Annotated in this window: 13 protein-coding genes, 1 tRNA gene and 1 pseudogene; 7 read left to right on the top strand and 8 right to left on the bottom strand. The window is 59.2% G+C overall.

Annotated elements, in window-relative coordinates; genetic code table 11:
- Positions 1 to 73: 73 nt before the first annotated feature.
- The 3 genes from HMPREF0307_RS08885 to HMPREF0307_RS13570 all read left to right on the top strand — a co-directional run bounded on the left by HMPREF0307_RS08885 (position 74) and on the right by HMPREF0307_RS13570 (position 1,927).
- On the top strand, positions 74 to 901 hold the full coding sequence (locus HMPREF0307_RS08885) for a YwiC-like family protein (protein WP_066491800.1): 828 nt from the start codon (positions 74 to 76) through the stop codon (positions 899 to 901).
- A 62-nt stretch (positions 902 to 963) separates the two neighbouring features.
- On the top strand, positions 964 to 1,404 hold the full coding sequence (locus HMPREF0307_RS13565) for a transposase (RefSeq protein WP_082723293.1): 441 nt from the start codon (positions 964 to 966) through the stop codon (positions 1,402 to 1,404).
- On the top strand, positions 1,301 to 1,927 hold the full coding sequence (locus HMPREF0307_RS13570) for a transposase (RefSeq protein ID WP_353935767.1): 627 nt from the start codon (positions 1,301 to 1,303) through the stop codon (positions 1,925 to 1,927). The genes HMPREF0307_RS13565 and HMPREF0307_RS13570 overlap by 104 nt, the downstream gene beginning before the upstream one ends.
- Here HMPREF0307_RS13570 and HMPREF0307_RS08890 read toward each other — a convergent pair.
- The 4 genes and pseudogenes from HMPREF0307_RS08890 to HMPREF0307_RS08900 form a co-directional block, all read right to left on the bottom strand.
- On the bottom strand, positions 1,854 to 2,732 hold the full coding sequence (locus tag HMPREF0307_RS08890) for a substrate-binding domain-containing protein (protein WP_070594058.1): 879 nt from the start codon (positions 2,730 to 2,732) through the stop codon (positions 1,854 to 1,856). The genes HMPREF0307_RS13570 and HMPREF0307_RS08890 overlap by 74 nt on opposite strands.
- 25 nt (positions 2,733 to 2,757) lie before the next feature.
- A pseudogene (locus HMPREF0307_RS13330) lies at positions 2,758 to 2,895 on the bottom strand (LacI family DNA-binding transcriptional regulator); the annotation flags it as partial.
- Positions 2,896 to 3,158: 263 nt separating this feature from the next.
- Positions 3,159 to 4,541, bottom strand: a complete 1,383-nt coding sequence (locus HMPREF0307_RS08895; protein ID WP_066491805.1) for a sugar porter family MFS transporter — start codon at positions 4,539 to 4,541, stop codon at positions 3,159 to 3,161.
- Between the two features lie 157 nt (positions 4,542 to 4,698).
- The gene (locus HMPREF0307_RS08900) at positions 4,699 to 5,718 is read right to left on the bottom strand and encodes a LacI family DNA-binding transcriptional regulator (RefSeq protein ID WP_082723295.1); all 1,020 of its coding nucleotides are present in this window, start codon (positions 5,716 to 5,718) and stop codon (positions 4,699 to 4,701) included.
- A 178-nt stretch (positions 5,719 to 5,896) separates the two neighbouring features.
- Here HMPREF0307_RS08900 and HMPREF0307_RS08905 point away from each other — a divergent pair, with 178 nt between their 5' ends.
- The 3 genes from HMPREF0307_RS08905 (at position 5,897) to araA (ending at position 9,853) form a co-directional block, all read left to right on the top strand.
- The gene (locus tag HMPREF0307_RS08905; RefSeq protein ID WP_197418404.1) at positions 5,897 to 7,546 is read left to right on the top strand and encodes an FGGY-family carbohydrate kinase; all 1,650 of its coding nucleotides are present in this window, start codon (positions 5,897 to 5,899) and stop codon (positions 7,544 to 7,546) included.
- A gap of 20 nt (positions 7,547 to 7,566) precedes the next feature.
- Positions 7,567 to 8,280 (top strand): L-ribulose-5-phosphate 4-epimerase, encoded by a 714-nt coding sequence (locus HMPREF0307_RS08910; RefSeq protein ID WP_066491827.1) that lies wholly within the window; start codon positions 7,567 to 7,569, stop codon positions 8,278 to 8,280.
- A gap of 64 nt (positions 8,281 to 8,344) precedes the next feature.
- Positions 8,345 to 9,853 carry an L-arabinose isomerase gene (gene araA / locus HMPREF0307_RS08915; protein ID WP_066491836.1) on the top strand — a complete coding sequence of 503 codons (1,509 nt, stop codon included), beginning with the start codon at positions 8,345 to 8,347 and terminating at the stop codon, positions 9,851 to 9,853.
- A 144-nt stretch (positions 9,854 to 9,997) separates the two neighbouring features.
- Here the strand turns inward: araA and HMPREF0307_RS08920 are convergent, their stop codons facing one another.
- The 3 genes from HMPREF0307_RS08920 to HMPREF0307_RS08930 are packed head-to-tail and all read right to left on the bottom strand — an operon-like array spanning position 9,998 to position 18,733.
- Complete coding sequence (locus HMPREF0307_RS08920) at positions 9,998 to 11,125, bottom strand: 5-methylcytosine restriction system specificity protein McrC (RefSeq protein WP_066491838.1); 1,128 nt, start codon at positions 11,123 to 11,125, stop codon at positions 9,998 to 10,000.
- A complete protein-coding gene (locus tag HMPREF0307_RS08925) occupies positions 11,109 to 13,721 on the bottom strand; it encodes an AAA family ATPase (RefSeq protein ID WP_066491854.1) in 2,613 nt (870 codons plus the stop codon). Before HMPREF0307_RS08925 ends, HMPREF0307_RS08920 begins: the two co-directional genes overlap by 17 nt.
- A gap of 2 nt (positions 13,722 to 13,723) precedes the next feature.
- Entirely contained in the window at positions 13,724 to 18,733 is a 5,010-nt protein-coding gene (locus HMPREF0307_RS08930; RefSeq protein WP_066491869.1) for a DEAD/DEAH box helicase, read from the bottom strand.
- Between the two features lie 102 nt (positions 18,734 to 18,835).
- Between HMPREF0307_RS08930 and HMPREF0307_RS08935 the strand changes: the two genes are divergently transcribed.
- Positions 18,836 to 19,984 carry a YihY/virulence factor BrkB family protein gene (locus HMPREF0307_RS08935; RefSeq protein ID WP_066491879.1) on the top strand — a complete coding sequence of 383 codons (1,149 nt, stop codon included), beginning with the start codon at positions 18,836 to 18,838 and terminating at the stop codon, positions 19,982 to 19,984.
- A gap of 406 nt (positions 19,985 to 20,390) precedes the next feature.
- Here HMPREF0307_RS08935 and HMPREF0307_RS08940 read toward each other — a convergent pair.
- Positions 20,391 to 20,467: transfer RNA gene (locus tag HMPREF0307_RS08940), tRNA-Arg, on the bottom strand.
- Between the last annotated feature and the right edge of the window lie 32 nt (positions 20,468 to 20,499).

The following is a 20,499-nucleotide window of genomic DNA, read 5'->3' on the forward strand; positions in this document are numbered from 1 at the left end:
ATTCCGCCTCCTGCCACTCTTTGGTACGATTTAAATATCAATCGAAAGTTGTAGCAAGTGGGAGGTTGCCGGGGTGTCGCGAAAGCACGGAATCAGCCCGTGGTGCCCGAATCAGCACGGGGCGTGGGCGATGCTCGTCGCTCCCGCGGTGGCGGTGACGGTGCCGGCCATCGCGTTCTTTAGCGCACATGAGTCGACGTGGCGCGGGCCAGCCACGGTGCTTGTGGTGCTGCTGGCGTGGTTCTTTGGCTATTTCACGTTCTTCGCGCTGTGCCTCGTGGCCAAGGCCCGCACGCCAGCCCGCCGGCGCACTTACGCCCGCCCGCTCGCCGTCTATGGCCCCGTCGCCGGCGCGGCGATGGTGGGGGCGCTGCTTGCCCAGCCGCGACTGGTCGTGTGGGCGCTGTTCTTTGGCCCGCTCATGGCGGTCGCACTCTGGGAGACGTTTCACGGACGGCCGCGTTCGATGGCCAGCGGGATCTCGACGACCATCGCCTCGGCGCTGCTCGTCCCCGTACTTTGGATGGCCGCGCGGGAGGTCTCGCTCGCTGATATCAGCGGCCGGGCGTGGCTATGCTTCGCGTTTCTCGCGCTGTATTTCTCCGGCACGGTACCGCTGGTCAAATCGATGGTGCGCGAGCGCAAGACCCCGGGGTTTGTCCGGCTGTCCATCGGTTTCCATGCTGCAGCGCTCGGCATCTTTCTCTTAGTGGGCGCACTAGCCGGCATGCCGTGGTTCGCCATACTGATGGCGCTGCTGCTTGCCGTCGCGCTACTGCGAGCCTGGTGGATTCCGCACACCGCCGCGCGCGGGCGCGCGTGGACGGCGCGGAAAGTGGGGTTTGCGGAAGTCCCCCTCGTTATCGTGGCGGCACTGCTCGTCATCGCCACCTTGTGGTGAAAACGGCGCGGCAGTTATGCCGCGCCGTTGATCGGGGAAGGCTAGGGCGTGTCTCGTAATTTGTGATCGGTGAATGTAGAAGACTTTTCGGTATAAGCAGACCCGAGAGTTTTCGCGAGATTCCCGAGGCTACCTGGGAAATTATCGCTCCACTCCTCCCCTCTACCGCCGGAAAAGTCGACAGGTCATTTTCCGCTAATCGCACCATCATGGAAGCTATTGTCTACAGGTTCCGCGTCGGATGCCCATGGCGGGATCTTTCAGAACGTTTCGGGCCTTGGCAGGCGGTGTGGAAACGCCACACTCTCTACTCGCGTACGGGAGTCTATGATGCCATTTACCAACACGTCATGGCGCTCAAGGACGCTGAAGGCGACATCGACTGGGCGCTTAGTGTCGATGGCACGATGTCACGTGCACACCAGCACGCCACGAAGACACCCCGACCCGATCAGCACACAAGGGGCTCGTACACATTACAAGAATTCCTCGCCACTGAGTGATGAACCTGCAGTTCACGCTGTAGGCAGGACATGCAGAGGTCGTGCGAGGAAAACACATGCCGGCGTTGATGGCAACCGTCGCGCGATGGTCATCATCGTCACCGGTGGGCAACGCCACGACGGTGTGGTCTTGCCTTACGTCCTCGAAGAGCTGCGTGTTCCTTACCTGCCAGGCGTCGGTCGGCCGCGTGTGCGCCCTGACGTCGTGATTGCGGATCGAGCGTATTCGTCTGCCGCTCACCGGGACCTTTGCCGCCGACGGGGTATTAAGTTTGTTTCACCTGGGAGAAAAGGCCAGGTCAATAACCGCAGATGCAAAGGCGCCAAAGATGGGAGCCCTCCCAAGCGTGATGCGAATCGGTACAAAAATTGCAACGTCGTCGAGCGATTCTTCTCCCGTGCCAAGCAGTGGAGGGGCCTTGCTAACCGATGTGAAAACACGTCATCGACTATCGAGGCGGCATGGTCCTATCTGCCGTGTGTGACTGGCTTAAACCCAATGAAGAGACACGACCTAGCTTGACGTTGTCGCGCTCGGTCTGCGTTGGCGGATAGGCCCACGACAATCGAGAGAAAACGCGTGGGGCGCCGCAGCCCAACGGGAGGGGATTTGGTGTTGATTGCGGTGATGAGTGAGTGAGCTGCGAGCTGTCCCAGCGTCGCCACGTCCTGGTCGATGACGCTGAGCGGCGTGGGCTGGAAACGCAGAAGATGAAGTCGTCGAAACCGATGAGTGCGAGTTCTTCTCCGATTGTGATGCCAGCGTTGTGGCATGCCTCGAGTGCGCCAAAGCTCATCATGGAGTCGCCCGCGATGATGGCGGTGACACCGGATTCGAATAGCTCGATAGTTCCGACGTAGCCTTCCTTGTAACGGTATCCACCCTGGTAGATGACCTTTTCCAGGTCTTCGGTGTCCGCGGTAAACACGGCGAGGCGTTCGCGGCCGGTGGAGGTGTCCTGCGGGCCGGCGAGGTAGCCAACGCGCGTGTGCCCAAGCTCGCGCATGCCTGCTGCAGGGGAGGCAACGACAGCGGGCAGCTCGCCCAGCTGGTGGTCGAAAAGCAACAACGGGCGCTCGGTCGCGATCGACGTCAGCGTTGCGTCCGTTTCCTCCATAGGCACGACGATGATGCCGTCGACCTGCCGGTCCGCCAGCGCCAGCGCCGCATGCACCATCTTGTCTGCGTTCTCGGCTGATGAACTGATAATGGTGGCAAAACCGTGGTGCAGGGCTTCTTCCTCGAAGCCGGCAGCCATCTCGGCGAAGAACGGGTTGACGAGGTTGACAACGATTAGCCCGATGGCGTCGGTGCGGCTGCGGCGCAACGCACGCTTGCGTGTTGCGGCGGTACCCGAGCTCTTTTGCTGCCAGCACGACGTTCGCTCGCGTCGTCGCAGAAATGGACGTATTCCCAGCCAGAGTGCGCGAGGCAGTGGATACGGATACACCGGCGCGCTGCGCGACAGGATTGAGCGTTGCTCCCGCCATATCCCTGTCTCCCTTCGCCGGCCCGGGATAACCCACTTTGTGCAATCGATTACACAGGCTAGAAATGAAACGACTGGCAGCGATGGAAGGCTGTCAAGAGGGGCGTTCGATAAACGGTTGCTCGCCTCGTCCGCAGCCGAAAACTTGTGGGGTGAAGGTGAAAGATGGGGCGGGAGAGGCAAGACAGAGGCGCAAATAACTACACCGCCGTATCGGGTGATATGGCGGTGTAGTTAGTGAATGTTAGGCGATTGCCCGTGGGATTAGGCGCGAACGTTGTCGCGCTCAATGTCCTCGAGCTCGCGACCCTTGGTCTCTGGGACGCGGCTGCGGATGAACCAGACGCCGATGAGGCAGATGACGCCGAAGATTGCGAAGACGAGTTCCTGCGGCATATTGGCGGTCATGATGGGGAACAGGAGGCCCACGGCGAAGGAGCCGATCCAGTTGAATGACGATGCCAGGCCTGCGGCCCGACCACGAACGCGCAGCGGGAAGACCTCGCCGACGATGACCCAGGTCAGCGGTGCCCAGGTGAAGGAGTAGAAGGCGACGTAGATGGACAGGAAGACCACGATGAGCATCGGGTTGGCGTCGGTGACGGCATTGATGATCGACGGGAACAGGAAGGACAGGCCCATGACCGTGCCGCCTACCATCAACAGGGTGCGACGGTTGAAGCGCTCGGCGATGGCCATGAACACGAGCGAACCCAGAACGAGGATGATGCCTTGGACGATGGGCCAGATGAGTGCATTCGTTGCGTCGCTGCCGCTAGCCTGTCCAACAATGAGCGGGATGTAGTAGAAGATGGCGTTTGCGCCCTGGAACTGCTGGAATGCCGCAACGCCGACGCCGGCGATGACCAAGTAGCGGTACTTTCCGGTAAAGAGTTCGAGCGTCGAGGCCTGCTCTGCGTGGCTCTCGGATTCGAGGATCTCACGGATGCTCGCCATTTCTTCGTCGATCTCTTCCGGCTCGCGGATGTAGGTTAAGACGCGGCGCGCGCCCTCAATATCGCCCTTCTTGTGCAGGTAACGGGGCGACTCTGGGAGACGTAGCACTCCGAGGAACAGGATGATGGCGGGTAGTGCGGCGAGGGCCAGCATGGAGCGCCATGCCCATTGCTCGGGAAGATGCTGGAGGAACCACGCTGCGATATACGACAACAGCATGCCGGAGACGATCATCGTCTGGTTGAGGCCGGAGAGTCGGCCGCGCACGCTCGCTGGTGCCATCTCGGACATATACGCAGGGACCAAAGCCGATGCGGCACCGACCGCGAGGCCCAAGAAGATGCGCGTAAAACCGAGGAAAATCCAGCCACCGTGTGGAGCGACCGCGCAGGCGAGCGAGAATGCCATGAACAAGGCGGCGGCGTAGAGGATCATGCGGCGGCGTCCGAGTTTGTCGGAGAGCTGGCCAGCCAGCGCGCCGCCGAGGATGGCGCCGAGCATGAGCGAGGACGTAATCCAGCCGATGATTCCGGCTTGGCCGGTGAGGTTCCAGTCGTTCTGAAGGAACGGTAGGGCGCCGGTCATCACGCCGATGTCGTAGCCGAACAAAATTCCGCCGAAGGAACCGAAGAAGTAGATATATCCTCGAGAGATTCGGTCTTCAGCCAGGGATGAAGCAGTAGCAGCCATGAGAACTCCTAGATCCGATTTAAGTGACTCGTCTCACTTTCAAAAGGCTCGGGAGTGCGAATCACATCTTTAATTTTGAACGTATCTGCCGGAACCAAAAATGTCAACGCTAACATTTGTGGGATTTGCATCATATGGCCCGTTTGCCTTGCGAAAATTAAAAACCCGTGGAGTCGCGCAGGATCAGTGTGGGGCGGAGCGGGGGTAGATCGGTGGGGGAGTTGCGGAGCTGTGAGACCAACGCCTGTACGGCACAGTGGCCCAGTTTGGAGAAGTCTTGGTGCACCGTTGTGAGGCTTGGGTCGAAATACTCGGCTCCCGGAATGTCGTCGAACCCGACGATGCAGACGTCCTCGGGGACGCGAATGCCGGTGTGTTTGAGCGCAGAAATGAACCCGTATGCGGAGACGTCATTCGCTGCAAACACTGCGGTGGCGCGCGTTTCGGCTGGCATCCGAGAGAATTCTACGCCGCGCGTGAAGCCGGTTTCCGCAGTCCAGTCGCCGTTGAAAATGTGCAGCTGAATGCCGTTTCGGTAGCAGCATGCGGTGGCGCCGTTGAAGCGTTGTTGGGCATCCACCCAGTCGGGCGGCCCAGTGAGGATAGCGATCCGGGTGTGTCCTTGTTTGATGAGGTGCGTGATTGCATCTTCCGCGCCTTGCGCCTGGTCGATACTGACCCGCAATTGTGTCGCGGTGGCGGATGTCTGCGGGCCGACGATAACCAGGGGGATATCAGGATCGAGTTCTTGGACGTGATTGAGGAGATCTTCGCGCGAAGCGATGACGGCCAAGGCATCGACGCCAAGGCCGAGCATCGAATCAAGCACCTCGTCGACTTCCTCAAGGTAAGGGGCGTTCACGGTCGCCACAAGGGTCTGGTATCCCTGCTGTCTAGCTGCCTTTTCGATGGAGGCGAGGGTAGAGAGCGGGCCGTTGAATTCCGTATCGGCGGCGATGACTCCGATGAGCCGCGACTCGGAGGTCACTAGCGCCCGTGCCGCTGCGTTGCGCCGGTATCCAAGCGTGTGAATAGCCTGCTCTACGCGCTGCCGTGTGGTGTCTTTTACGTTGGCGCTGCCATTGATGACGCGGGAAACGGTTTGGTGTGAAACCCCGGCGAGCTCAGCCACCTCTGCCATGCTCGGTCGGTGCTTGGGTTGTTCTTTGTTACGCATGACTATTCCTCAAAAGTTGCTGTGGCACCGCATCCTGGCGAAATGCTCAACTTCTCATCGTAAGCCATGTTGGATCGTGGGAGGAAACACATCATCGATTGTGAGTGAACCAATTGACAAGGGGGGTGGAGACGGTAAATATGGAGGTAGATGTTAACGCTAACGAATGGAGGGCAAAGTGACATTCACTCCTAAAAGTGGGGGTGGCCGCGCTACCGCGGCTCTGCCCGAGGCCGCCTCGCATATCGCGGCTGGCCACGTCACGCTCGGCATTGAGCTTGGTTCAACACGAATCAAAGCCTGTCTCATCGATCGCTACGGCGCCGTTCTCGCAACCGGAAGCTCGCAGTGGCAGGACCACCTTGTCAATGGTCACTGGAGCTACGCGCTCGATGCGGTCTGGAATGGCCTGCAAGAATCGGTCGCCCAGCTCAAGGCAACCGTCGAAACGGACTTCGGCACCAAACTCGAATCCTTTGAGAACTTCGGCGTCTCTGCCATGATGCATGGCTACTTGGCTTTCGACCAGAATGGTGAGCAACTCGCGGAGTTTCGAACTTGGCGCGATACCACCACCGCAGCGGCAGCCGACAAGCTCACCGAAGCTTTCGGAGTCAACGTGCCGATGCGCTGGTCGGCTTCCCACTACTTCCAAGCGGTGCTGGACAACGAACCTGAGGTCAACGACGTTAATTTCCTCACGACGCTGGCTGGCTACGTGCATTGGCAGCTGACTGGGGAGAAGGTCCTGGGAATCGGCGATGCCTCGGGCATGTTCCCGTGCGACGAAGGTACTCTCGACTACGACGCCACGTGCCTTGAGAAGCTCGATGCTTTGCTAGCGGACAACGGCGTAAATAGGCACTTTAAGTCCCTGCTTCCCTCCATCAAGGTCGCGGGCGATGATGCCGGTCGGATTACCGAAGAAGGCATTCGGCTGCTTGACCCCAAAGGCCATCTTAAGGCTGGGGCCATCTGCTGCGCACCGGAAGGCGACGCAGGTACCGGCATGGTAGCGACAAACGCGGTGCGTCCGAAGACCGGCAACGTAAGCGTGGGTACGTCGATCTTCGCCATGGTCGTCCAGGAAAATCGCTTGCAGAACCTGCACCGTGAAATCGACCCGGTGATGACTCCCAGCGGCGCGCCTGTTTCGATGGTGCACTGCAACAACGGCGCTGCAGAACTGTCCGAATGGATGGAGATGTTCAGCGAAGTCGCAGTGGCCTTCGGCCGTCAGAAGATTCACGATATTGATGACGTCTACAGCGCGATTTTCACCGAAGCCCTGCACGGCGATCCCGATGCCGGCGGAGTGCTGGTGTACAACTACCGCGCTGGCGAACCCGTGAGCGGTCTGGCCGACGGGCGCCCGATGCTCGTGCGCTCGTCCGAGTCCAAGCTATCGCTGTCGAACGTGGTCCGCGCCAACCTCTACAGTGTCTTCGCTACGTTGGCGCTTGGCATGCGCACGCTGGACGAAGAAAACGTTCACGTGGACTTCCTCCAAGCGCACGGCGGCGTGTTCCGCACCGCTGCAGTTGGCCAACGGTTCCTCGCAGCTGCGCTCAACACCCCGATCAAGGTCGCGGCTCAAGCTAGCGAAGGCGGGGCATGGGGCATCGCCCTGCTGGCGTTGTACGCCGGTACCGACACCGCGCAATCCCTGCCGGATTATCTCGACGCGACGGTCTTTGCTGATTCCGATGTTCCCGCGCGTGAACCTGCTGCTGATGATGCCGCGGGATTCCGTACCTACCTTGATCGCTTCGAGGCAGGACTCAAAATGCAGCACGTCGCCGCCGAAGTTGTTCCGGCGCAAAGCTAGATAGGAAAGGGTAAATACTCATGGAAAACCTAGGCTTGGCCCAGTACTCGCAGGAGATTCAGGACAAAGTCGCCCAGGCGCGTCAGCGTGTGTCAGACCTTCACGCGGAGTTGCCGCGATGGGGCCTGGTGGTCTGGACAGCCGGCAACGTCTCCGAGCGCGTCGTCGTCAACGAATCAGGCCCTAGCACCGATGATCTGTTTGTCATCAAGCCCTCGGGCGTGCGCTACGAAGAACTCACGCCGGAGGCGATGGTTGTGTGCGACATCAAGGGGCAGCTTATCGATGGCGACCGTTCACCGTCCTCCGACACTGCAGCGCATGCATACGTCTACGAACACATGCCTGAAGTTGGCGGCGTTGTTCACACCCACTCGAGCTACGCCACGGCGTGGGCGGCACGCGGTGAAGAGATCCCCTGCGTACTGACCATGATTGCTGATGAGTTCGGTGGCCCAGTGCCAGTAGGTCCGTTCGCGATTATCGGCGATGACTCCATCGGCCGCGGGATCGTGGAAACGTTGTCCAATTCTTCTTCTCCGGCGGTATTGATGAAGAACCATGGCCCGTTCACCATCGGCAAGACGGCGGAAGCGGCAGTGAAGGCTGCCGTCATGGTTGAGGAAGTCGCGAAGACGGTTCACCTGGCGCGCGAACTCGGCGAGCCTGTTCCTATCCCGCAGGAAGCAATCGACTCTCTTAACGATCGATACCAAAACGTCTACGGACAGTAATCCCACAAGTTTTCTCAACCCACACTTCACTTCGCACTGCGAAGCACCAGAAAGGAATTTCCTCATGAAGAACCCATTTGAAGGCAAGGTTATCTGGTTCCTGACGGGCAGCCAGGGCCTTTACGGGCCGGAGACCCTCGAGCAGGTCGCCGATCAGTCCAAGGAAATCGTCGCTGCACTCAACGACTCGGCTGACATTCCGGTCGACATCGAGTGGCGTCCGACCCTCACCGATGAGCAGTCGATCTTCCGCGCCATGGCGGATGCTTCGGCGGATGACTCGGTTATCGGTGTCATTACCTGGATGCACACGTTCTCCCCGGCACGCATGTGGATCCGCGGTCTCGATGCCCTCCACAAGCCGCTGCTGCACCTGCATACGCAGCACCATCTGGAGATCCCGTGGGACACCATTGACATGGACTTCATGAACCTCAACCAGGCCGCTCACGGCGACCGCGAGTTCGGCTACATCCTCACCCGCATGGGCGTTCCGCGTGTGAGCGTTGTTGGCCACGTCACCGACGAGCGCGTTCCGCAGCGCATTGGCGTGTGGATGCGTGCCGCCGCTGGCTGGAACGAAGCACAGAACATGCGCATGGTGCGCTTTGGTGACAATATGCGCAACGTCGCTGTCACTGAGGGCGACAAGACTGAGGCTGCCATCCGTTTCGGCGCGACCGTCAACACTTGGTCGGTCAACGAGCTCGTCGAGGCCGTCGACGCCATCTCGGAGGAGCGCGTCGATGCGCTCATCAAAGAATACCAGGACCTCTACGAGTTCGACCCAGTCCTGGATTTGGGTGGGGAGAAGCACCAATCCCTGCGTTATGCAGCGAAGCAGGAAGCAGCGCTGCGCGACTTCCTGGAGGCCGAGGGCGCTACGGCATTCACGGATACGTTTGAGAATCTCGGTGGCCTCAAGCAGCTACCAGGCTTCGCTGTCCAGCGTCTGATGGCCGACGGCTACGGCTTCGGTGCTGAGGGCGACTGGAAGACCGGCGTTCTCATCCGCATCGCCAAGGTCATGGGCTACGGCCTGCCGGGTGGTGCTTCCTTGATGGAGGACTACTCCTACAACATGGCTCCGGGGAACAAGAAGATTCTCGGCGCCCACATGTTGGAGATCTGCCCGTCCCTGACGGAGAAGAAGCCACGCCTGGAGATCCACCCGCTGGGCATCGGCGACCGCGAGGATCCGGTCCGCCTCGTCTTCGACACAGACCCGGGCGATGCCACCGTCGTTGCGCTGTCCGATCTGCGCGACCGTTTCCGCCTGACCGCGAATGTGGTCAAGGTTGTTGAGCCCGACAAGCCGCTGCCGAAGCTCCCCGTGGCACGCGCCGTCTGGGAGCCTGCTCCGGATCTGGTCACCTCGGCCACCTGCTGGCTGGCTTCCGGCGCTGCTCACCACACCGTGATGAGCACGGCTCTGCCGCTCGACGCATGGCGCGATTTCGCTCGCATCGCTCAGATGGAGCTGGCCGTCATCGATGAGGACACCACCGTCGAAGGCTTCGAAGAGGAGCTGCGCTGGAACAACGTGTACTACCGCGTTGCTCAGGGCTTCTAATCTGCGTCACTAACTCGGGCCGGCCAGGTCAAACGAACCCCGTTTGGCTTGGTAGGTTTGGGGTTTTGTGGGGGGGTGAGCCCGGTATGGAAATGACCGCCAGTCATAGCTTTCCGATGCCCCCTTATCCTCCCTGTCAGCACATCAATTTAGCGCGAGAGGCTCGTGCTTGAGGCTCTGGATCATCGTGAGTGCCGTTTCGCGAATTTTGCTGGCCCTTGTAGTTAGGTCGAGTGCTCCGAACACGAAATCGTGGTTGTGCATGCGAAAATTCTGAATGGTATCGAATGCGGCGGCAGGAGCACCTAAATCGGCGTAAACCATTACTCCAGCCACGGGACGAAAATCGCTGTACTCAGTCAGCGCCGCTGAGTGTGACAGCACGTAGGACTGGATTTGGTAGAGATGTCCGGACTTCAGCGTGTATCCGCTGTTTGTGCGATTGCTTGTCGCCATAGATGCGAACTTGGCATCGACGATGACCTCGGTGCCATCGGGTGCAGTGAGCATGATGTCGGTGAGCATTCGCGGAAGCTGCGCCGTCGTCGCCTCGTTGATTGGCCAGTCAACATACTTTGCACCGCGTACAGTCCACCCCAATGGAGCGAGATGGTAGCGGTAGATTCCCAGCAGGGCACGCTCGAAGAGCGCACGTAAGTACGTCTCGGTGACCGCCGCGCGGGCGAATGCGTGAGGGCCGAGACCAGAGCGCGGGACATAAAGGTTGAGCAAGAGCGATGCCACTGCTGTGGGATGGGCATCAGCAGGAGAGAGTCGGCCAGTGGGCTCGGCGGTACTAGGCACAGATGGCACTCCCGCAGCTTCGAAGGCACGCGCCAAGCGACGGCACCGAGTCGCTACCGTCGTATCGAGCGGTTGGATGAGCTTTTCTGCGTAGTGCAACGCATGGAGCAGGAATCGATTGACCGGGTGATCACTGGTGAGCTCGTTGAACTCGCACCGTATCTGGCCCTTGTCGAGTAGCCGGTGCCGTTGTGTTGCATAGACATCGATCTTGCCTCGCACCCGGTGGAGCGTCGCAGTGCGTCTATTAAATCCCACGCTGAGCTCACGCGTGAGGCGGCGCTCGACGGCTTCACACAACATGGTAGTGAGAAGTAATGGCAGCTCGGCGTCCGCAGCATCGACCGCGGCGTCGGTGATAACTCCGCGCCGATAAGCCTCGGATGCATAGAGCTGCAGCAGCCATACGCTACGCATCGGCACGTGCTTGCTGATGGACTCTGCAGAAGTCTCAGGCTCGAAGTTCACGAAGCGCTTCCTCCAGGACCTCAGGCTGGTCGTACCAGTATTCGCGTAGAAGCGGTGCCAAATCCGTGTCGATAATTGCATCGAACCATTTGTGCGTCTCTTCACTGGTCAACGGCTTCGATGACTTACGCGGTGTCACGAAGCTGTGCCCCACTCCGTAATCGCGTCCCAGATTGATGTCGGCGGCAATGCGAGCGTTGAGTGCATCCAGCTTCGTGCCGATAGTTTCCAGCGTCCCTCGATCGTAGCCACAATGAGTCGAACAGTAATCGAGCCACCGTTCATTGAACTGAGGCTGAAGATCAACAAATGCGAAACGTCGGCGCAACGCCATATCGACCATCGCAAGGGATCGGTCCGCCTGGTTCATCGTGCCAATTACGTAGAGATTTTCGGGGAGAAAGATTGGCTCACTGTCTGGTGAGTAAATCGTCGTCAGTGCACTTTCGACGTTGCGTTTGTCGGCTTCGAGGAGCGTGAGCATCTCGCCGAAAATCTGTGCTGGGTTTCCGCGGTTAATTTCCTCGATGATGATGAAATGCTTGCGCCCCTCGTCGTCACTAGCAGCTCGTACGGCTTTGAGGAAGGGGCCAGGCTGCAGACGAAGATGGCCATCGCTCGCAGGGCGGAACCCTTCGATGAAGTCTTCGTAAGACGTTGACGGGTGGAACTGCACTGCGGTAATTGTCTCGTCGGAGGAGTCCTCGAGCATCGCGTAAGCAAGCTTTCGGCCGAGCCAGGTCTTTCCGGTCCCCGGCGGCCCTTGCAAGATGAGGTTCTTCTTTTCACGCCATCGGCGGAGGATAGTCTCGAGTTGTTTGCGGTCGAGGAAGCATCCAGCGTTGAGAATATCCTGGATGGAGTAAGTCTCCTGCGCTTCTTCAGTGAGTTCCTCAAGTTCTGATTCGACAGGTGCTTCAGATTCGTTCTGCGCGTATTGGAATGCTGTTGCCGACAATCCGGCGAAAGTTGGTGGATCAATCGTGGAATCCTGGAGCCAGTCGGCGACATCTGTAAGCGTTGCGAGATACGAGGCACCGTCAGTTACAGTGCCAACCACATCGATACCCATGCCGTCTTCGGATTTAAGGAAGTCGGCATTGCGACGGTCGAGAGCCATGAAGGTTTCAGGGCGAATCCAAAACAGCCCCATGGTGTATGCCACTTGTGAACGGTCCTTGACTGCGGCGTCGTACGCATCAATGAAGTCGACTCGGGAGTGGCCGTGTTTCTCGCGTGGGTTGTATCGCAGAGCGGCCTCGAAGAGCGTCCAGATTCCGTCATAGAAGGCGGTATTTCCAGGATCGGTGTACTTCGATTCGAAGCGTGCCGACAAGTTGTTACGTACCGGCAAGCCATCAACCGATGTTGGAACCTCGGCGCTAATATCGAATGCTTCCTTGAGCCCTCGATAGATAGCTTCCTTGTTGGACATCGTGAGTGAGCGGTTGATGAGCGCATAGATCGTAAATGGATCGATGTCCGTGGCTGTTTCTTTGCCGTCCTCCTTCGACCACTCCCACAACATATTGAAGAGTGACGGTCGTTCGGAAAGACGTGCCGCCTCGTGAAGTTTATCCAGTAACGCCGGACGGTCGGAACGGTAAGGAAGGAGTCGCTCTGCGAATTCTCGGTTGAAGTCAATCCAATCCAGAGTGAATGAATCAGCAGCTGAGAAATCTTCCGTACTGAAGTCCGGGTCGCCTGAGCCATCGATAACCGAGAGAAAGCGCTCGTGTGCGTTGTTCCTTTTTACCTGCGAGATCGTCAGCAAACTTGTGATGGAACGCCGCAGATCAATGCCTAATTCATCGCGCTGGAAAGGTTCTTTACTCCACTCGATCGGAACGCGAAGATGAGCCTCGACGTCAGGTTCGCTCCGGTCAATGGTGACAGGACCAGTGACCGTACCGTGGTACACCGCACCATGGACATGGTTGCTCGGCATAAGAACGATGTCGCCCACTTGGAGCTTCGTACGGAAACGGTAAAGCTGCCCTGCCTGAGTATTGATCTGGCCGCGCTTCCACTCGGGATAGGCGGCCCGCATGGCCTTTTTGATCTCGTCAAGGGTCTCGGCATTTTCTACCTCTTCGTTGTAGTACAAGCCCGGTAGACCGAGGTTTTCTTGAAGGGCACGCTTCTCACGTACGCCATCTTTGCCAGCGCGGAGAACCCAGACGTAATCATCGCTTGTTTCGGGCTCGTCGGCATCGTTATCAGACGAGGATTTTTCGATCGTCCCCTTCGCTTCGAGAACACGATCACGCATCTTCACAAACTCTCGCTGTTGTTCGCGGCTCAGCGGATAGGGATTGTCCTTGAGCCATTGGATGCCTTCAGGCGTAATTTGCGTTACGGCGCGCTCAACATCGGCGAGTAACCCGGAGCGACGCAGCTCAAACGTCGCCCATCCAGCGCGATCTTCGTATGCGAGCTTAGTTGTTAACTTGCGGTACGCCTCGTCTCCAAAATCCCTTTCGGAGATGAGGCGAACAGCCTCTTTGTACTCGCTGCGATGATGGGGCTTTCCATCCGCAGCGACCTCAAGGACCACCGGCAACATGGATTTCCAGTTATAAATCTGTGAGCTCATTGCTACTGCTTATCCTCTCGAATCCCCTCAACAATCCTCACCGTCTCCATCGCCACACGCGTGACCTTCGCGATGAGATCCACGATGTACCGCGGATTGCCCACCTCGTCGGCCCAATCGTTGGGGTCGTTGACGATTCCCAATGCCTTGTCCTTTTTCACCTGGTACCGGTCAATAATCCACGCCAGCGCAGACCGCGAGCCGAGCATGTACTCGTCCGCCTCAGCCGGAATGTCGCGCACGGTCACGGACTTGTTGTAGACGAGCGTCGTGACATCGTTGACGTTCTTCCCAGTAGACGGATCCTTCTTCTTCGCCCACTTCATCTTCTGCACGCGCCACGTCTCGCGGTCGGACTCGTCCGCCGATGCCTTCACATCCACCGTGACCGGCCACGGCTCCACGCCCTCGTAGTTCACGTGCAGGTCCATCAGTTCCTGTCCGGCGGCAGCCAGCTGGTCGAACCGCGCCCGCGACATCGGCGTCTCGATATGCGGCAGCATCTTCTTCAGGTCCGCGGCGTACTTCTCCCGGTACCCAGGGTCGTGCAGCTGCCCGTACACGAAGTAGAAGATGTCATCCTTCATCACATCCGAACCCAGCGCCTCGCGATAAATCCCAAGAATCTCGTCCGTGATGTTGTCCACGCGACGGTACCCGTCGAGGATTTCTCCTTCCGTACCAGGCCCCGAGCCTTCCGATGCCCCCATCCCAAAGTCCAGCTCACCCTCCGGCGCCTCAATCGGCTCCCAGGTCCAGCGGGGGAAGAATTGGCCAGTGTCGAGAGTATGGAGGTTCGGCAGCAGATTTGTTGCGATGAGACCGAAGTTGTAGTGGGAAGCGGTGCCAGTAAGAGTAAACCCAATGTTGTCATGGGCTGGCGTGGGGAACAGCTGCGGCAGTTGATAGACCATGTCATTCACTGGAGCGTGGAAATACGCGAATTGGTTGTGGAAAGGTCGATACAGCGATTTCATGATGCGGCTCACATCAAAGCTGATGATCTTATTGCCCGCTAGCTGTTGCTTAAGACTGCGATTCCAGGAGATCTTGGATAGGTCAGCATATTCTGGACGTTTGGCAAGAAATGCATTGACGTCAGTCTCGCGGGGTTTGGTAATTTTTGCGCTTTGAATCCAGTTCCTAAACTCGCCGCGCGCGGCATCGTAGGTTGTTATTAAGGTCTGCATCTGGCTGGTGACAGCTGAAGGCGTTGACCCATAGCACCAAACATCTCGAGCTGTGCTTAGACCACGCGAATAGTTGTGGAAAACGACCGGGTTCTTTTTGTCCCTCTTTTCTCCGATCACCGGCCACGTCTCGAAGTCCTCATCGCGCTGATCGAGCCAGTCACCGTAAATATTGGGCTCAATAATTTGCCAATCGACATTATCGAGCGTGGAGCGAGCAACGATTGCAAGTTTTTCGTCTGCACTGAGGTAGTCGCCAATATCGCGGTAGTGAATACAGACATCGTCTGGGATTTCGCGTTTTACAGCGATGATGATGGCTATTGTGGATTGACTACCACCGCCGAAAACTTGCCCGCCTTCACGTTTCCAGTCTGCTTTGCGCATGTTGCCTTTGAGATTAAAGACGTAAATGTCGCTGAGTTCATCGTCAAGAGACAACCGAACTCCGTCAGCGGTGTTGCCATCGATCCATCCGCCGTTGGATACAAAAGCCATGACGCCGTGTGTACCGAGTCGGTCTATGGACCAGCGGAAGGCGCGAAGATAGGAGTCGTAGAGGGAGTTCTTGTTCGTGGCTGAGGAGTTCCGGACAAATGTTTCCTCGATGCGTTTGTCGAGCGTTGGGTACTTGAGATTTGCGTTGTTATCGTTCGCGCTGGTTTGCCCCACGGAGTAGGGCGGGTTACCGATGATGACGTTAATTGGCGCATCAATCTGCCGCTGGATTGCGGCGTTGTTCTCTTTGAAGACCTTGAGGTCGAGAATGTCGCCTTCTTCGTGGATCTGGAAAGTGTCCGCGAGTGCGATGCCGTCGAAGGGGACGTACTCGGGCTCGGGTTCGCCATTGCGTTGGGCGCGCTCTGCTTGGAGGGCGTTGTAGGTGGTCTCGATGTTGACCGCGGCGACGTAGTAGGCGAGCAGCATGATCTCAGTGGCGTGGAGTTCGCAAGCGTACTTGCGCGCGAGGTCCTCCGGCTCGATGAGGCCGGACTGGAGGAGTCGGACCATGAATGTACCGGTACCTGTGAAGGGATCGAGGATGTGGACGCCTTCGTCGGTAAGGCCCTTGCCGAAGTGCCAGCGGGAGATTTGATCGGCGGAGCGCAGGATGAAGTCGACGATCTCAACCGGGGTGTAGACGATGCCGAGGGCCTCGGATTGCTTCTTGAAGGCTTTGCGGAAGAATCGCTCGTAGAGGTCCTTGATGACTTGTTGCTTGCCGGAAGCGGAGGAGACCTCGGAGGCGCGCACGCGCACGGACTCGTAGAAGTCGGTCAGAGACTTGGTCTCAGACTCGAGCTTGGCGTCCGAGAGCGCGTCGACCATGCGCTGCATGACGCGGGCAACCGGGTTGTGCGCGGCGAAATCGTGCTCGGTGAACAGCGCGTTGAAGACCGGGGCAGTGATCAGGTGCTGCGAGAGCATGCTGATGGCTTCGTCCTCGGTGATCGAGTCGTTGAGGTTGCCGCGTAGGCCCTCGATGAAGACCTCGAATTCTTTGCGGATGGTGTCGTCTGCAGCATTGATGAGTGCCTTGATGCGGGCGATTTGAGCCTCGGCGATAGTGGCGACATCGTCAGCCCAGTCTTCCCAATAGGTACGCGTACCGACCTTGTCGACCAGCTTGACGTACATGGCTTCCTGCCAGGCCTCGAGGGAGAACAGCGTCATCTGCTCGGGGGTGAGTTCCTGCTCGCCGGAGGATTCGGAGTTTCCGGTAGAGGAGGCATCGGAAGCATCAAGCTTTGCCTGTGCGTCTTTGGCTTTCGTTTCGAGGCTCTGTTCATCGTCTCGCTTCGTCTTCTTCACGCTCTCGATGTCGATGGGCAGCTCGACCTTCTCGTTGAGCGCAATCGAGTTGACCTTCGCGTTGAAGCGGTCATCGTGGGCACGCAGGGCGTTGAGAATCTGCCAGACCACGCGGAAGCGCGTGTTGTCATTGAGGGCCTGGGACGGGGAGACTCCCGGCGGGATGGCGACGGGCAGGATGATGTAGCCGTAGTCCTTGCCCTCGGCTTTGCGCATGACGCGGCCGACGGACTGGACGACGTCGACCATGGAATTGCGAGGGTGGAAGAAGATGACGCTATCGAGGGCGGGGACGTCCACGCCCTCGGAGAGACAGCGAGCGTTGGTAAGGATGCGAGTCTCGTCCTCAGGGATGGAGGACTCGAGCCAAGAGATCTTGTTGCCGCGCTCGAGGGCGTTCATGGTGCCATCGACGTGCTCGACGGCGACTTGGAGATCGATGTTGAGCAGGCTCACGTCGTTGGTGGCGGCGTGGTCCTTGAGCTGCTCTTGGTACTGGCGGATGAGCGTGGGGAAGGTCTCTTGGATAGTCTTTGAGGCCTTGATGTCCTTGGCGAAGGCAACGGTGCGGCGCATGGGTTGAGCACCTGCCTCGAAGCCGGACTTCGTGTCCTGCTCGGCACCCGAACGCTTCGCGAGTCCGTTCCACGCGCCGATCATGGCTGAGGCGGTGGTGAGGTTGATTTCGTTGGTGGGGTAGGCGGCCAGGACGTCCGCAGCGATGTCTTCCTCGACCGTCATGACGAGGACCTTGTAATCGGTGAGCAGGCCCTTGTCCACAGCCTCGCCGAAGCCGAGGCGGTAGAACTCGGGGCCGTAGATGTCCTCGTCATCCATGGAGGCAAGCTCCGCGGAATGTTCCTCGGCCTTGCCCTTGACGTTGTCGTCGAAGAGTCGGGGAGTCGCCGTCATGTAGAGACGCTTGCTGGCCTTGATGTAATTTTCGTCGTGAATCTTCACGAAGTTGGAGGCGTCCTCCCCGGCGAGGGTGACGCCGGTGGTGCGGTGGGCTTCGTCGCAGATGACGAGATCGAAGTCATCCATGCCGAGCTCTTGGGCCTCGTGGATGGCCTCGATGGACTGGTAGGTGGAGAAGATGACGTTGAGGCCTTGGCGGCGCTTGCCTTGCTCCGTACGCAGCTTGATGTCCGCACCGTTGGTGGAGACAGGGACATCGAGATCGTAGGAGGCGATGTCCTCGGCCTTCTTGGAGACCTTCTGGTCGGAGCATACGGCGTAGGGCTTGAGCGGCAGGTGGGTTTGTGATTGCGCGGTCCACTCCTTGAGCGTCTGCGAGAGCAGCGAGATGGAGGGAACGAGGAAGAGGACGCGGGCCTTGTTGCCGTTGAGCTCCGCGAAGCGCTCGGCGAGGCGCAGCGCAGTGAAGGTCTTGCCTGTGCCGCAGGCCATGATGAGCTTGCCGCGGTCGTGGGCCTCGAAGCCGGCGATGGCCTTCGCGATGGCCTCATCTTGGTGCGGACGCGGCTGGTAGACCTCTTTGCGGGTCAAATTAATGGCGATGTCGCTGCCGGGGAACGTGATGTCCCAGTCGATGGGGGACTCGGCGATGGAGGCGGTGCCGATGCGGTTGGTAGGGATGAGCTGGTTGTCCAGCATTTCCTCGGCGTTCTTGCTCCAGCGGTCCGTGGTGGAGATGATGATGCGCTGGGCGAAGGAGTCCTTGCCGTGCTCGGTATCGAAGGAGCGGCCGGATTTCTCGAAGAAGGAGTCGAGGTGGGACTTCTGGAGGTAAGCGGTCGGCTCATAGAACTTGCACTGGATGGCGACCCAGCGGCCGTCCTCGCGGCGGCGGGCTACAAGATCAATGCCGGTATCGGACTGTCCGTCGTAGTATTTCCAGTCGACGAAGCGTCCGACGTCTTCGTACTCTTCGCTCAATGTCGGGTCATTACGGAAGTAATTGACCATGAGTTTCTCAAAGGCGATGCCGTACTTGCCTTGCGGCTGGTTCTTGCGCAGCTGGTCGAGGACGTCGGAGAAGGTAGACATGCTCTCTATTATGACGGGTACTGACGTGCTATGAGTCGAGAGACTCGAGTTAGCTTCCTAGATGTGTCGGCCCGCGCTGAGTACGCCCGGTAAGCTGCAGGTATGACACAAAACGCCACGCCGGGCGACGGTGAGAAGAAGGGGGCACGGCCAAGCCCTGCCGTCGCTGCGCCCAATAGTGGGGAGCTCGTGCGCACGGAGGTGCCCCGGGCGTATGGCTCGGCGGGGGAGAGTGCGTGGCACTTGTCGCGCCGGGCGTGGGGGTTAGTTGCGCGCCGGGTGCGCCATGAGCTCTTCATGAACGCGATGATGGATCGCGCGGCGACGCTCACGTTCTTTACGGTGCTCACGGCGCTGCCCATGGTGTTGGGCGTGTACTCCATTGCGACGCTGGTGCTCGCGCGCAATGAGGAACAGGTGCAGAAGCTCACGGCCGATTTCATCGGGACGTACCTGCCGCCGGAATGGGAGAATGCCGCACAGCGGGTCGTGGATGCGGTGGTGGGCTCGACGCAACAGTCGACGCTCATGCTGGTGTTATCGGTGGTCCTCGCACTGTTTTCGTCCTCGGCGTATGTGCGGGCGTTCGCGCGCAGTGCCAATGCGATGTATGGGCGAGTGGAAGGCCGCGGGCTCGTGCGCACGTGGACAGTGATGTGGCTGCTCACCATCGCGATGGTGCTGGGCGCCGTGGTGATCTTTGTGGCGCTCATGCTGCAGCGTGACATCGTGGTGGGACTGTTGCGGCCTTTTGGCGGGGTCCCGGGTGTTTCTTCGGTGCGTTCTTTCCTCGTCGATTCCTTCCTGCCGGTGTGGCGATGGCTGCGCTGGCCGGTCGTGGCGGTGATGAGCGTGACGCTGTTGGCGTTGCTGTATCGCTTCGCGCCGAATGTGCGGACGCAGAAATTCCAGTGGCTCACGGTGGGCTCAACCATCGCGTTGCTGGGCGCTGTCGTGGCGTGGGGACTGGTGCGGGTCTATTTCACGGTGGTGGGTGCGCGCAGCGCGTACGGCGCGCTGGGAACCGTCATCATCGCGCTGTTTGCGTTGTGGATCATGAACACGCTGTTTATCCTCGGCGTGAAGATCGACGCGGAGATTACGCGCGCGATCGAGCTAGAGCGAGGGCTTGAGTCGGAGCGCGTTATTCAGGCGCCGCCGCGCGCGACGGACTCGGCGGTGGCGCAGTCCGCCGCTGTGAGAGAACTGGAGGGGTTGGGCAAGGAGATCCGCGGTCAGGCGCGCTCGTAGACGGTGCGGCGGTGGCGGATTAGGAGACCGCTTTCGAGGACTTGAGTCCCGTACGGCAGTGGGGCTGGGGTGGGAGCGAGCAACGTCGTAAAGGACGTGAGGGCGCGCGGGAATGCCAGAATAATGGGCCGCGAGGTGGGTGTTCCCACATGAAGAAGTAACGGCGCACGAGACGTTCGGCCGGGCTGCCCGTGATTTTTGTAGTTCGACGAAGAGGGCGTCGTCCTGGGCGAGGCGTTCGGTGCCCAGGGCCATGAGGAGCTTCACCTTCGTCTCCTTGGTACCGAAGTAGTGGCGCACCAGGCCTGGGTCGACGCCGGCCGTTGCGGCAGTAGAGCTCGGCGGCGTCGGAAAGCGCAAAGGCTCGGGAGGTACCGAGCCTTTATGAATATTAAACTATGGAAATTGGTGCCCCCAGCAGGAATCGAACCCGCGACACAAGGGGTAGAAACCCTCTGCTCTAATCCGCTGAGCTATGGGGGCGCAGCGCGGTCATATATTACACCAGCGCGGAA

Source organism: Corynebacterium sp. DNF00584 (assembly GCF_001552965.1).
Classification (GTDB): Bacteria; Actinomycetota; Actinomycetes; order Mycobacteriales; family Mycobacteriaceae; genus Corynebacterium; species Corynebacterium phoceense.

What these genes read in the sequence shown, in the direction of transcription:
- HMPREF0307_RS08935 (WP_066491879.1), top strand. Translation starts at nt 18,836, where the DNA reads ATGACACAAAACGCCACGCCGGGCGACGGTGAGAAGAAGGGGGCACGG.
- HMPREF0307_RS08895 (WP_066491805.1), bottom strand. Translation starts at nt 4,541, where the DNA reads ATGGCTGCTACTGCTTCATCCCTGGCTGAAGACCGAATCTCTCGAGGA.
- HMPREF0307_RS08925 (WP_066491854.1), bottom strand. Translation starts at nt 13,721, where the DNA reads ATGAGCTCACAGATTTATAACTGGAAATCCATGTTGCCGGTGGTCCTT.
- HMPREF0307_RS08900 (WP_082723295.1), bottom strand. Translation starts at nt 5,718, where the DNA reads ATGCGTAACAAAGAACAACCCAAGCACCGACCGAGCATGGCAGAGGTG.
- HMPREF0307_RS08910 (WP_066491827.1), top strand. Translation starts at nt 7,567, where the DNA reads ATGGAAAACCTAGGCTTGGCCCAGTACTCGCAGGAGATTCAGGACAAA.
- HMPREF0307_RS13570 (WP_353935767.1), top strand. Translation starts at nt 1,301, where the DNA reads ATGGCACGATGTCACGTGCACACCAGCACGCCACGAAGACACCCCGAC.
- araA (WP_066491836.1), top strand. Translation starts at nt 8,345, where the DNA reads ATGAAGAACCCATTTGAAGGCAAGGTTATCTGGTTCCTGACGGGCAGC.
- HMPREF0307_RS08930 (WP_066491869.1), bottom strand. Translation starts at nt 18,733, where the DNA reads ATGTCTACCTTCTCCGACGTCCTCGACCAGCTGCGCAAGAACCAGCCG.